The sequence below is a fragment of the Paenibacillus germinis genome, assembly GCF_013141785.1.
Taxonomy (GTDB): Bacteria; Bacillota; Bacilli; order Paenibacillales; family NBRC-103111; genus Paenibacillus_E; species Paenibacillus_E phytorum.
Window position 1 is genome coordinate 441,374 of the sequence record NZ_WHOC01000019.1, and the last position, 13,111, is coordinate 454,484.

The following is a 13,111-nucleotide window of genomic DNA, read 5'->3' on the forward strand; positions in this document are numbered from 1 at the left end:
CTTAGTTTTCCATCCAATTGAAGTGGAAGGAACCTTCTTTGTCCACACGTTGGAACGTGTGTGCACCAAAATAATCGCGCTGCGCTTGCAGCAAGTTAGCCGGCAATCTTTCCGTACGGTAGCTATCGTAGTAAGCTAGTGCCGATGCGAAAGACGGAACAGCAATACCGCGAGTAACCGCTTCTGCAATGACTTGTCTCCATGATTGTTGATAGTTGTCTACAACACCGTTGAAGTAAGAATCAAGCAGCAGGTTTTTGAGTCCAGGAGCGCGGTCATAGGCTTCCATAATATTTTGCAGGAATCTAGCACGAATGATGCAGCCGCCTCGGAAGATCTTGGCGATGTTGCCATATTTCAGATCCCAGTTATATTCCTCAGAAGCTGCTCTCATTTGAGCGAAGCCTTGAGCATAAGAACAAATTTTACTTGCGTAAAGCGCTTGGCGAACAGCCTCGATAAACGCTTTGCGATCGCCTGTAAAGGCTGGAGCATCAGGTCCTTTGAGCACTTTGCTTGCCGCTACGCGTTCTTCCTTCATCGCGGAGATGAAACGGGAGAATACGGATTCTGTAATAATGGAAAGCGGTACGCCAAGATCCAGAGCACTTTGACTGGTCCATTTTCCTGTACCTTTTTGACCAGCGGAATCCAGAATAACGTCAACCATAGGCTTGCCGGTTTCAGCATCATATTTGGTGAAAATATCACGTGTAATTTCGATCAAGTAGCTGTCGAGCTCGCCGTTGTTCCACTCTGTGAAGATCTCATGAAGCTCTTCTACGCTTACGTTCAGAACATCCTTCAACAATTGGTAGGCTTCACAAATAAGCTGCATATCGCCATACTCAATGCCGTTATGCACCATTTTCACGTAGTGACCAGCGCCATCAGGTCCGATATAAGTACAGCAAGCATCGTCGCCTACTTTAGCAGAAATCGCAGTAAGAATAGGCTCAACGAGTTTATAAGCGTCTTCTTGTCCGCCTGGCATAATCGCTGGGCCTTTAAGCGCGCCTTCTTCACCGCCGGAAACACCTGTACCAACGAAGCGAATACCTTGCTCTGCTAACTCTTTATTACGGCGCTGCGTATCTGGGAAGAATGCATTGCCTCCATCGATCAGGATATCGCCTTTGTCCAAATAAGGAACAAGTTGGTTAATGGTATCGTCAGTAGGACCGCCCGCTTTAACCATAATCAAAATTTTGCGTGGAACTTCGAGCGATTGCACGAACTCTTCAATGCTGTATGTACCTACTAATTGTTTGCCTGGGGCTTCTTGCAGAAGCTCTTTTGTTTTTTCAGCAGAACGGTTAAAAACGGATACAGTGAATCCTCTGCTCTCGATGTTTAAAGCCAAGTTTTTACCCATAACCGCTAGACCGACTACACCAATTTGTTGTTTAGACATCTCTCTCATACACCCTTCCGATATATAAATATTTAAATCGTCATCGCGCCAAAACCGCCATCCACTCTTAAAACAGAACCTGTAACAAAGCTAGAAGCTTGTTCAGAAGCAAGGAACACAGCAGCACCCTGAAGCTCAGACGCTTCGCCGAATCGATTCATAGGCGTATGACGCATAATGGACTCGACACGTTCCGGCGACAGAATCTTACGATTCTGCTCCGCTGGGAAGAAACCAGGAATAATCGCGTTAACACGGACGCGGCTCGGAGCGAATTCACGGGCTAGATTCTGCGTGATGTTATTGACAGCTGCTTTGGAAGCGGAGTAAGTGAATACACGGGAAAGCGGCGGATCTGACGAAACGGATGAAATATTAATAATACTTCCTCCCTCTCCTCGATCAACCATGTATTTCCCAAACACTTGGCAGGCTAACACGACGCTTTTCAAATTAACCTCCATAATAGAATCCCATTCTTCCATGGAAATGTCAAAGAAAGGCGTGGCACTATTTTTGCCAGGGCAGTTCATTAGAATATCCGCACTGCCAGACCAAGCGATAACTTCTTTGAGAAGAAGCTCCAAATCTTCCCGCCTCGTAGCATCAGCTTGAAAGGTATGTGCTTCCCCGCCAATGGCTTCAATGCTCTGACAAACGTGATCACTTTTCTCTTGATTACGACCGACAATGGCTACTTTCGCTCCATGTCCAGCCAAGGCAAGAGCCATAGAGCCTCCAAGTGTGCTGTTACCGCCAATAATAACTGCTGTTTTCCCTGTAAGATTGAATAAATTCATTGTCTTCATCCCCTCCGGCATTTTGCATGGCAAACCTTCATAATAAGCCTAAGCTAATTTATTATTGAGGGCTCCGTAGGTGCTGTTGTTGAAAGGCGGTAATCGCATCGAATTGATCTTTTAACTGATGATATACGCTTGTATAAATAGATGTCAATTGTTGATAGATGCGATAATCGTTTTCATTCACCTCGTGAGCCTTTCCTACCTGAATCCATTGATGAGCGTGAGATAGATCTTCGATTTCCCCCATTGCTAGCAAACCCAGTAAAGCAGCGCCAATCCCTGAGCTTTCAATCGAATCCGGCACAGTGACGGATGTGCCGAGCATATCTGTCATCATTTGGCGCCAAAACTCAGATCGGGCAAATCCACCGGAAGCGCGAATCACAGTGGCAGGTCCCATAATCCGTTCCAAGGAAGCGCTAACTGCTTGGATCGAGAACATGACGCCTTCGAGCGCTGCACGAATCATATGCTTCTTCTGATGGCTGAGTGAAAGCCCGAAGTAAACACCGCGCGCATTCGCGTTCCAATAAGGCGCACGTTCCCCGGAAAGCAGCGGCAGGAACAGCAAGCCATCAGAGCCCGCAGCAACTTGTGACGCTATCTCCGTCAAATAATCATAGGGATCGATTCCCTGGCGGCGGGCTTCTTCTGCTTCCGCCGTAGCGATCTGGTCTCTCACCCAACGGAAAACGATGCCACCGTTGTTGATCGGTCCGCCGACGACCCAGAAGTTTTCTGTTAGCGCATAGCAGAACAGCTTGCCTTCGGGGTCGGTTTGCGGCTTGGTGACGACGCTGCGCACGGCACCGCTGGTGCCGATGGTGACTGCGACGACACCTGGCTCGAAAGCGCCTACGCCGAGATTCGCGAGGACGCCATCGGATGCGCCGATAATGAACGGAGTGTTCTCGGCCAAGCCCATCGCAGAGGCGAACTCGGCGCTGAGCCCTTCTATGCGGTGCGTTGTAGGCACCAGCTTAGAAAGCTGCTCCGGCGTCACACCGGCCTGCCCCAGCGCTTCTGCATCCCAATCGAGCTTCTCCAGATTGAATAGCCCTGTTGCACTGGCAAGTGAATGGTCAATGAGATATTGACCAAATAGCTTCGCGAAGACGTACTCCTTGATGCCAATGAACTTGTAAGTTTTCTTGACGAGCCCTGGTTCGTTGTCACGGAACCACATCAATTTGAGAAGTGGTGACATCGGGTGAATCGGCGTTCCTGTCCGCGAGTAAATCTGTTGACCTAGGCCGCTGCGCTTAAGCTCTTCCGCATAATGCGCACTTCGATTATCCGCCCAGGTGATGCAAGCGGTCAGTGGCTTCGTCTGCTCGTCAACAGCAATGAGGCTGTGCATAGCTGAGCTGAAGGAGACACAGAGTACTTGGTCAGCTGTGATATTGATCCTGCGAACAACAGCGCCAATTCCTTGCACAACGGCGCTGAAGATTTGTTCCGGGTCTTGTTCGGCCCGATCAGCGGCCGGTGTGAAGAGCGGATATTCGATCGAGTGTGAAGCTAGTACTCGACCATCCAGATCGATCACGAGCGTCTTCGTGCTCGTTGTCCCAATATCCGCCGCGACAATGTAAGGCTTATCTCTGACTGAATCAACTGTCATTTGCTAATATTCCCCTCTGTATCAAATGAAAGTTCATAGGGTTCTGATAGAATTTCAATATCCGGATGCTGACGAGCTGCATCTAGCAAATTCATGGAAATCTCAATTTCGCCCAGGTGAAGTGTATCTTGAATCCGAACTAGCTTGCAGGTCGTATAATCTAGAATATTACACGTTTTAACAGCTGCCTTGATTGCGTAGATATCGTTCTCCAGCGTTGTTGCGATCTTGGTAGGCGCACATACGGTTGAAGTTAGGCCGTTCGCGTAAGTGAACTCCAAATTTGTTTTATCCACTAGTCTTTGTGTAGTGAAATCAGCCGTTCCTACACCGTTTGCGTTACCCTTCGTTTCTGGAGTTAAGTCCAGTACAACCATTTTGGCAACATCTGGGCCGCCATGCGCGTATGGTGTTGGGTAGCGGCCGGTAACATTCGGATCCATGCCATCTCCGCTAATATTTTTGCCAATATAATCAATAACAAGGACATCGATTTCGTCGAATAAAATCTTCGGCAGACGCGATTTCGCTTCAATCAGCAGTTGTTCCTCCCGCGCTTCAATTTCAGCTGCAGGCAGCACTTCCACTTGGCATGTCTCATCATAGGCATTTTCTACTAGCGCGACGCCGAACACGATCGGCAGCTTCTCGATCATCAAATTGGCCATTGCCGGCACATTCTCCGCCATATACTTGAAACCAAGCTGGTGACAGGCTTCAGCGCCTTTTTGTTTACCCAGCCCGATAGCGATCATCTTCATGATCCCGCTCTCAATACGGCCACGAAACGCCGTATGCGGCTTCACACGGTTAATAACGACGATAGCATCTGCCTCTGAAGCAATGCGATCTACATAAACCGGCAAACCGTTAGGCAGTTGGTCGATCTTCACGACTTCCATCGAAGAACGAATCGGTGCTCCCATCGAGGCTTCCGTAATGCCAAAATGCAGCAATACTTCCGTCTGTCCTTCAGCTGTAGCACCACCGTGACTTCCCATACAAGGTACGATGAACGGGAACGCACCTCTATCTTTAATGGCGTCAATGGTCGTTTTGGTGAAGCCTGCAATATTAGCGATCCCCCTGCTTCCCACAGCAACAGCAACCTGCTGACCGGGATGTATGCTTTCCATAACCCCACTGCTGGCAAGCTTATTCACTAATTCCAATTCTGGATTTTCCAAAATGGTACGATCAAACTTCTGCCGAATCTTAACCATTTGTGGAATCGGAATATCATTTAATAACTCCCTCAGAATGCTCATCGACTAATCCCTCTCTCCTTATGGTGTCAATAATCGTACGGATTCCCGCACGATCAACTCTGTTTTCAATAACAACTGCTCCGTTTCGTGCTGCTTATTTTCTATATTTCCAAGAAGCCGCAAAGCGCCTTCTCTGCTAATTTGCTCAATCGGTCTGCGAACGGTTGTCAGTGCTGGAGTTACGTAGGCTGCGAATACCGTGTCGTCAAAGCCTACCACTGAGACATCGTTAGGCACGTTCATCCCGGCTTCCGACACCGCTTTCATCGCCCCAAGCGCCATTTCATCATTACAGCAAAATACGGCCGTCGGTCTTTCATCCAGCGTCAGAAATTGCTGCATGGCCTTATGCCCGCTCTCCAGATCGTACAATCCCGGCATGCGATATGCGGGGGGAACGGTAATCTTGTAATGCTTCATGGCTCGTTCGAAGCCGTCTTTCCGATTCTGCGCGGATTTAAATCCTTTACGCCCCTCAATGAGTGCAATACGCTTATGTCCCTGCTCTATTAAATGTGAGGCTGCCAGAAATGCGCCTTGCTCCTCATCTGAGAGAACATTCAGCACGCCTGAAGTTTCAACAGGGCGATTCAGCACAACTTGCGGGATACCTTTACTGGCAATATGGTCAATGATGGCTTGATCGTCATCACTCTGACTGACAACAACAATACCGTCGAAGCTTTTCCGCGTAATCGAGTGAAAGCTGGTGTAATCGTCAATCCCTTTAACGATCAATTGGTAACGATCCTGTATGACACTGTTGACACCACGGATAGCTTCATAGAAGAAGCCGGCGGAAGTTCCTTTACTTAGTGTAGTAAAGAACAGCCCTAAGTTATACGAACGATCCAGCACCAAACTCTTCGCGCTGTAATTAGGCGTGTAATCCATCTGTTCAGCGATGATTCGGATGCGCTCCTTCGTCTCCTCCTGAATGAGCGGACTGTTGTTCAGTGCTCTGGAAACCGTTGTATGAGACACACCTGCAAGCTTGGCAATATCTTTAATGGTAACGCTCATACCCTCACCTCATTCAAAGCATATCACATCTATGCACACGTTAACAATAGTCATTTTTGCAGCAAAAAAACTCCCTTCTCAGGGAGCGTCCTCTTCTTATATTATTTGAAAAAAGCCGGTAGATACGCTTTATTCTTCTCCAGCATTTCTTCCATAAGCGTCTTGGCTACTGCTACTGACGGCACTAATGGATGATGAACCAGTGCTTGTAGAACGAGATCTCTACTGCCTGTAACGGCAGCTTCAATGGTGAGCCGCTCATATGTTTTAACGGCATGAATAAGGCCTTTGACATGTTCAGGAACTTTGGTCAAGCCCATTGGAATAGGGCCACCCGCTGTAATGACACAATTCACTTCAATACAAGCATCTTTCGGCAAAAAGTCGATGATGTTATCGTTCATAACGTTCAGCGTTTGGATATCCCGCTTGTCATTGTAAATGGAATCCATCAGATTGACAGCTGCCTCGGAATAATAAGCGCCCCCGCGTTTCTCCAGCTGTTTAGGCTTCTCCTGCAAGTCAGGATCTTGATACAGCTCGAACAATTCATCCTCTACGCGTTTCACAACTTCCGCCCTAGTACCATTTTCTTTGAGTGACGCCAACTGTTCTTCAAGCATGATATCCGTCATGTAAAAATATTTCAAATAATAGGAAGGCAGAGATTGCAGGGAACGTAAGAAATCCGCATCCCATTCGCTTGCCGGTACGTTTTTGCCGCTATATTCTTCTTTGCGATCCAGCAATTCAGCTAATTTATCTTCGCCTCTGATTTCAGCGCGCGTTACCCAGTGTAGATGGTTTAACCCAACGAACTCGGTGTAGATCTGTTCAGGAGCAGCATCATACTTGTTCATTAACCATTTGTGCAAACCGATCGGCGCATTGCAAAGGCCAATACTTTTCACTTTGGAGTACTTATGAATCGCCTCAGTCACCATACCTGCTGGATTAGTAAAGTTCAACAGCCACGCATTAGGGCTCAGTTCTTCAATATCCTTACAAATATCAAGCAGTACAGGAATCGTGCGAAGTGCTTTCATCATCCCGCCCGGGCCGGTCGTTTCCTGACCAATAACACCGTATTTGTTAGGAATATGCTCATCCCATTTACGGGCTTCCAAAAGTCCTACGCGTATTTGTGTACTTACGAAATCGGCATTTTCGATCGCTTTTCTGCGGTCCAAGGTTAAGTGAACTTCTATCGGCAACCCAGACTTTTCAATCATTCTTTTAGCCAAATTACCGACGATTTCCAGCTTGTGCTTACCTTCTTCCACATCCACAAACCAAAGCTCTCTTACAGGCAGCTGGGCATATCTTAGGATAAAACCTTCAACGATCTCCGGCGTATAAGATGAACCTCCGCCAATGATGGCAATTTTCAAAGCATCTCTCATTGTACTCACATCCTAGTCTTATCTAATAATTGTATGGTTTGATAATCAGAAACGGTCCGGAGCTTCTCATACACATCTATGGTAACGGGGTTACCTGCGGCTTCCATCGCCATCCAAACAGCGCCAACCACAGGTTCAACGTTCAATTTCACAATTGTGGCATTGGATGCGACTTCGCTTACTGCCTTTTCAATATAAGAATGAATAAATGGCCCGTCACCTCTTGCTATGACACTACCCGCAAGCACAACTTGAAAAGTCTCTTGCTCCATCTTTAAACGTTTAATTACAGCTGCGGCTGACTTGCCAAGCTCTTCCCCTTGCACCCTGAGAATGCGGCAGGCGACCTCATCACCCTGCTCTGCGGCTTGGAACAATAGCTTGGTCGTATGGAGCGGCACGGATTTGTTGTTATCCAGAAAATCATCAAACATATCCTGCACCGAATTGTAGCCAAGAAACTTGATCAGCAGCTCAGTCAGCATAGTGGGTTGCTCCCTGCCATCCCATGACCGAATAACAGAACGAAAAGCCTCGACAGCGAGTGTGCCTCCCCCGCCAAAATCACCAAACTGATAGGTGAAGCCTCCGCATTGAAAAAACTCACCCTGCTTGTTCTTGCCGGCACTGTTCGTTCCGCTTCCGCAGATTAGAACAACGCCAAAAGGCTGTGTCGTACCAGCACGCAATGCAATCATGGTATCACAATCAATCCCATAATTCGTGAATCCCAGTCCGCCAATTAGTGGGCGAAGAATCGTATTATCAATCGGTCGATCTGCGCCAGCAAGGCCGAAAAAAGCATATTCAATGTCACTGTGTGTAAGCCCCGCCTGCTGTAGCGCCATTGCTACCGAGTTTGAAATATTTCCGAGTGCTTGTTCTACACCAAGTTGATGATTGCCATTGCCGCTGTGCCCTTTACCGATTATTTGTCCCTGTTCATCTGTTACGAGCGTGTAGGTTTTACTCCCACCTGCGTCAACACCCAAAAAATATTTCATGCTTTCAACTCCTGTATATATCCATCATCTCTAGTTTCGTTTACTTGTGGTGGATTCACGAATGATTAATTCCGGTTCCAATTGCACCGTTATATTGCGTTTGGCTGTACCATCAATCCACTTAAGCAAAATATCGACGCCATGTTGCCCCATTTTGTCCGCCGGTTGACGAACGGTTGTTAACCTGGGGCGGAATTCCTCCGAGAAAATCTGATCATCAAAACCAACAATTGACATATCACGCGGTATTTTGTAACCCTCATTTTTGAGTGCGTCCATCACACCAAAAGCCGTCAGATCATCTGCGGCAAATACCGCACTCGGAAGTTTTCCCGACTGAATCCAGCGACTTGCCGCTTGATAACCGGAGGTGATGCTGAAATTACCTTTTTCAATCCAAGAAGGATCCAAGCCTGCCTCCTGCATCGCACTGACGAAACCGCGCCGCCGCTCGCTGCTGCTTAAGTAAGGTTCAAGCCCGGAAATATGAGCAATCTCCGTGTGGCCTAGGTCTATTAAATGTTTCGTGGCTTCGTAGCCACCTTTATAATTATCAATGATTACAGAGGATATGGATGGGTGAATATGCTGATTATCCAGCATAACGAAAGGAATCTTCTTCTTTTTCAATTCCATAACATAATCATCCTCATGAACCGGCGAGAGCATAATAACACCGTCCACACGGTCCTCTTGGAACATGGAATTATCGAAAGATGCGAACACGTCTGTTGATATCGAAAGCGCTAAGAAGTAACCTTTATCAGCAAGCCGATCGTTAATCTCTTTGACTACTGCATCCAAGAAAGAATCATTTAAAGTCGTAATGCCAAGTCCAATGATACCCGTCTTACCACGAGCCAAGCTTCGTGCAGCTGCATTCGGATGGTAGTCTAACTCTTTCATCGCTTGCAGTACTTTTTGGCGATTTTTTTCACGTACAGTGCCTGCTTGATTAATGACTCGCGAAACGGTGACAACCGACAAACCGCTTCTCTTGGCGACGTCAAAGATGCTTACTTTCATATAAAACAACTCCTGTAGCTCTATAATTGCAGTAATCAAGTCGATTTACAGCATGTTTCCAAAGTACCACAATTAGCGATTCAAATATACAGAAGGAATGCAAATGCAATACGGCTCGCAGCATTCCCCCAGCCTGAGATCACCAGCTATTTATTCACACGTTCCAACAACTTGGTTAATTTATCTTGAATGCCAGGTAAAGCTTCTTCAACTTTCTTGTCGCCATTTTCAACGCTAGCCAGCTCGTTTATGAATAGCTCATTAATCTGCGAGTAGTTCGAAATCATATGGTTGTAAGATTCGAAGCCATTTTTGTACGCACCCTCATACACTTTTTTAATTTGTTTGGGGTCGATGCCTTCGAAGTTCGCATAGTACTTCTCTGCTGCCTTTTGGTTGACAGGCGGATTGCCGCCGCTCAGTTCAATGGATTTCTCCTGCACATCAGTCGCAATTAAGTATTTGATCCATTCGTATGCTTCTTTTGGGTGCTTGGAATCCTTCAGAACGAACAGAGGATCGACGTACAGAACACTACGCACCTTCTCGTTAGGACCTTGCGGCACTGCAGCAACACCGACTTTAAAACTAAATTCACTAGATGCCGCCAAGCTCCAAGAGCCGACTACAGACATACCGATTTTACCTGAAAGGAACGGATCACCAAATTGACCGGATACCGACTTGGAAAACGCCGGCGTCGGAGACACCTTTTTATCCCAAATCAACCCATAAATCTTCTTGTAAGCCTCAATGACTTCAGGTTTGTTCAAATTGATGGCGGAAGGCTTCCCACCGTTCTTCCAAGTATCGTCGGAGTAGACGTTGGCTCCAAAATATTGCGGTTTCTGATCACGCTCGCCCCAACCGAAATCCAAACCATATTGGGCCTTGTTCATATCCTTCGAATCCACAGTCAATTTGGCTGCATACTCCACCATTTTGTCATATGTCCAGCTCTTATCGTTGTAATCCGTTGGCGGATAGGCCAGCCCGGCTTTGTCAAATAAGTCTTTGTTATAGAGCATGACGGTGACATAGCTATTCAGTGGAATGCCATATGATTTACCGTCAACTTTGTAAATGTTCATCACGTCATCTGGAATGTTATATTCGGAAGCTTTGAATCCATCTGCCTGCATAATCGAGCTGAGGTCAGCGATCATTCCTTTGTTGTAATACTCCATAAATCCGCCATAGCCCCAGTGAGATGTGACGTCAGGTGAATTATTCGCAGCGATGGAGGATTGAAGCTTGGAATCAAATTGCTCGTAAGGCGTTTTCGTCACTTTGACCTTAATGTTCGGATGCTTCTTCTCAAAGTCTGGAACCAATTTCTCCACAAAAGTACGATCCGGCGAGTCGATTGTGTAATGCGTGATGGTGACTTGCTCATTGCTCTTCACATTAGTGTTTGCATCTGAACAAGCGGACAGCACCGATACACTTGCTAACGTAAGACTTAATGCGTAGATAGTTTTTCTTTTTCCCTGTTTCATCCTTTTTCCTCCCCATGTTAACCATTTATCATACTGAAGTATTACTTAATACCAGTAAGCACAATACCTTCTACAAATCGTTTCTGAGCAAACGTAAATAGTGTGATAATCGGTAACATGGACAAAATGGAAGCTGCCATCAGCAAATTCCACGGCGCAATACGGAACTTGGAAGAAAGCATAGCAGCCATGCCGATAGGAAGCGTGAAATGCTCTTGCGAATCCAAGTATAGGACAGGTGCTAACAGATCATTCCATGACCAAATGAAGGTGAAAATAGATACAGTTGCTAATACAGGACCAGAGAGCGGTAACGTCAAGTTCCAGAACAAACGAAACTCGCTGCACCCGTCAATTCTTCCTGCATCGAACAATTCGTTCGGCAACGAATAAAAGAACTGCCTAAGCAGAAATATCATATACGCAGAGCCAAAAAATGCAGGTAATATGAGCGGCAGCAAGGAATCATGCAGGCCCAATTGACGAAATAACAGAAATTGCGGAATCATAATGGCCGGATATGGCAGCATCATTGTGCTCAGTAAGAGCATGAAGAATAATGCTTTCAACCGAGTGTTATACCTCGAAAAACCAAATGCAACAAGACTGGATGATATCGCAGTCCCAATTACCGACAAGCCGGCAACTATGAAGCTATTCATATACTGCTGACCAAATTTCAAATCCTGATTCGTAAAAAGCGTCTTGAAATTGCCAAATGCAAATGTTTGCGGTATCCAAGTTGGAGGAAAGGTCAACATCTCTTTGGTTGTCTTGAGTGATGTCGAGACCATGAACCATAAAGGAGAGAGCATAATAAACGTCACGGCAATCAAAATCAAAAATCCAATGATTCGCAAGGGATCAAACATGACTTTCGTTTTATTCATTAATTCGTCCCTCCTTCATAGTGCACGAAACGTTTTGAACTTTTCATAATGAGGAAAGTGACGAACATAACGGCAATGAGCAGCAGCCACGACATCGCGGAGGCATATCCATAGCGGAAGTTTTTGAAGGCATTCACATAAATGTTATACACATAAAACCATGTGGAATAATTAGGGCCGCCTTGCGTCATCGTGTAGGCTTGCGTGAATACTTGGAAGGAATCGATCATTCCAATAATCAGTTGAAATAAGAATACGGGAGAAATAATGGGAAACGTTACATTCCAGAATGATCTCCAGCGTCCAGCCCCATCAAGCCTTGCTGCTTCTAACAAGCTCGTCGGAACACCTTGCAAACCGGCTAGGAAAATGAGCATTCCCGCTCCCATCCCCCAAAAAGACATGATAATTAACGCCCACATCGCATACTTTTGATCGAGAAGCCAGTGAATCGGCTCTATACCGAAAAAGGATAGCCCATAATTGAATAATCCGGCCTGCGGGTTAAACACCCAGAAAAACAACAACGACATGGAAACACCCGAAATCATGCTTGGAAAATACATCGCCGTCCGAAAAAAGCCACGGAGGGGTACTTTTTGATTAATGAGCAGAGCGAATACTAAAGAGAGCAATAACGTCAGCGGGACACTAAAAAACGTATATTGCAGCGTGACTTTAACCGAATTCCAGAACTGCTCGTCTTTGAAAAGTTCTGAATAATTCTTCAAGCCCACGAACACCGGATCATGAATGATATCGTAGTCGGTGAAGCTGTAATAGAGTGATGCCCCAATCGGAAATAAAGCAAATACAATGAAGCCGATGATCCAGGGTGAAACGAACAGGTAGAAATACTTGCTTTCTCGACGACTTCCTCTGCTTGTGCCCAGCGAAACCGCTCCTTCCACTGTTTTCTTTGTAGTGAATTCTCAGCACTTAAAGTTTAACCGCTTTAACTTTTATCGTTTACTTCCCCCTTCATATCAGAAAATAAATACATTTCAGGCTTGTTACATAAAGAGATCCCCTTCAAAAATTAAAGTGCTTTAACTTTCATGAATTGATTATATACGATGACGTTCGGGTTAACAAGCATAATTTTACAATAAATTTAAAGAGAGACCATATCTATAGTTAGATACAGACTCTCC

The 13,111-nt window shown here is 46.0% G+C and carries 11 protein-coding genes; all 11 read right to left on the reverse strand.

Features of this window, described 5'->3' with window-relative positions:
- Position 1: 1 nt before the first annotated feature.
- Positions 2-1,414 carry an NADP-dependent phosphogluconate dehydrogenase gene (gnd, locus tag GC102_RS04415; protein ID WP_171688352.1) on the reverse strand — a complete coding sequence of 471 codons (1,413 nt, stop codon included), beginning with the start codon at positions 1,412-1,414 and terminating at the stop codon, positions 2-4.
- A gap of 32 nt (positions 1,415-1,446) precedes the next feature.
- Entirely contained in the window at positions 1,447-2,214 is a 768-nt protein-coding gene (locus GC102_RS04420) for an SDR family oxidoreductase (protein WP_171688353.1), read from the reverse strand.
- 61 nt (positions 2,215-2,275) lie between these two features.
- Complete coding sequence (gene gntK / locus GC102_RS04425) at positions 2,276-3,844, reverse strand: gluconokinase (protein WP_171688354.1); 1,569 nt, start codon at positions 3,842-3,844, stop codon at positions 2,276-2,278.
- Positions 3,841-5,112 carry a nickel pincer cofactor-dependent isomerase, group 22 gene (locus GC102_RS04430; protein WP_171688355.1) on the reverse strand — a complete coding sequence of 424 codons (1,272 nt, stop codon included), beginning with the start codon at positions 5,110-5,112 and terminating at the stop codon, positions 3,841-3,843. Before GC102_RS04430 ends, gntK begins: the two co-directional genes overlap by 4 nt.
- 18 nt (positions 5,113-5,130) lie before the next feature.
- The gene (locus GC102_RS04435) at positions 5,131-6,135 is read right to left on the reverse strand and encodes a LacI family DNA-binding transcriptional regulator (protein WP_171688356.1); all 1,005 of its coding nucleotides are present in this window, start codon (positions 6,133-6,135) and stop codon (positions 5,131-5,133) included.
- A 101-nt stretch (positions 6,136-6,236) separates the two neighbouring features.
- Positions 6,237-7,538: a 6-phospho-beta-glucosidase gene (locus GC102_RS04440; RefSeq protein WP_171688357.1), complete on the reverse strand. Its 1,302-nt coding sequence runs from the start codon at positions 7,536-7,538 to the stop codon at positions 6,237-6,239.
- A gap of 5 nt (positions 7,539-7,543) precedes the next feature.
- Positions 7,544-8,542 carry an N-acetylglucosamine kinase gene (locus tag GC102_RS04445; protein ID WP_171688358.1) on the reverse strand — a complete coding sequence of 333 codons (999 nt, stop codon included), beginning with the start codon at positions 8,540-8,542 and terminating at the stop codon, positions 7,544-7,546.
- Between the two features lie 30 nt (positions 8,543-8,572).
- Positions 8,573-9,568 (reverse strand): LacI family DNA-binding transcriptional regulator, encoded by a 996-nt coding sequence (locus tag GC102_RS04450; RefSeq protein ID WP_171688359.1) that lies wholly within the window; start codon positions 9,566-9,568, stop codon positions 8,573-8,575.
- A gap of 146 nt (positions 9,569-9,714) precedes the next feature.
- Positions 9,715-11,067 carry an ABC transporter substrate-binding protein gene (locus GC102_RS04455; RefSeq protein WP_171688360.1) on the reverse strand — a complete coding sequence of 451 codons (1,353 nt, stop codon included), beginning with the start codon at positions 11,065-11,067 and terminating at the stop codon, positions 9,715-9,717.
- Positions 11,068-11,108: 41 nt separating this feature from the next.
- Positions 11,109-11,957 (reverse strand): carbohydrate ABC transporter permease, encoded by an 849-nt coding sequence (locus tag GC102_RS04460; protein ID WP_171688361.1) that lies wholly within the window; start codon positions 11,955-11,957, stop codon positions 11,109-11,111.
- Entirely contained in the window at positions 11,957-12,868 is a 912-nt protein-coding gene (locus tag GC102_RS04465; protein ID WP_312883162.1) for a carbohydrate ABC transporter permease, read from the reverse strand. Before GC102_RS04465 ends, GC102_RS04460 begins: the two co-directional genes overlap by 1 nt.
- Positions 12,869-13,111: the final 243 nt, after the last annotated feature.

Bases quoted from the DNA above. Each gene is read 5' to 3' on its own strand.
- gnd (WP_171688352.1), bottom strand. From the start codon at position 1,414: ATGTCTAAACAACAAATTGGTGTAGTCGGTCTAGCGGTTATGGGTAAA.
- GC102_RS04420 (WP_171688353.1), bottom strand. From the start codon at position 2,214: ATGAATTTATTCAATCTTACAGGGAAAACAGCAGTTATTATTGGCGGT.
- gntK (WP_171688354.1), bottom strand. From the start codon at position 3,844: ATGACAGTTGATTCAGTCAGAGATAAGCCTTACATTGTCGCGGCGGAT.
- GC102_RS04430 (WP_171688355.1), bottom strand. From the start codon at position 5,112: ATGAGCATTCTGAGGGAGTTATTAAATGATATTCCGATTCCACAAATG.
- GC102_RS04435 (WP_171688356.1), bottom strand. From the start codon at position 6,135: ATGAGCGTTACCATTAAAGATATTGCCAAGCTTGCAGGTGTGTCTCAT.
- GC102_RS04440 (WP_171688357.1), bottom strand. From the start codon at position 7,538: ATGAGAGATGCTTTGAAAATTGCCATCATTGGCGGAGGTTCATCTTAT.
- GC102_RS04445 (WP_171688358.1), bottom strand. From the start codon at position 8,542: ATGAAATATTTTTTGGGTGTTGACGCAGGTGGGAGTAAAACCTACACG.
- GC102_RS04450 (WP_171688359.1), bottom strand. From the start codon at position 9,568: ATGAAAGTAAGCATCTTTGACGTCGCCAAGAGAAGCGGTTTGTCGGTT.
- GC102_RS04455 (WP_171688360.1), bottom strand. From the start codon at position 11,067: ATGAAACAGGGAAAAAGAAAAACTATCTACGCATTAAGTCTTACGTTA.
- GC102_RS04460 (WP_171688361.1), bottom strand. From the start codon at position 11,957: ATGAATAAAACGAAAGTCATGTTTGATCCCTTGCGAATCATTGGATTT.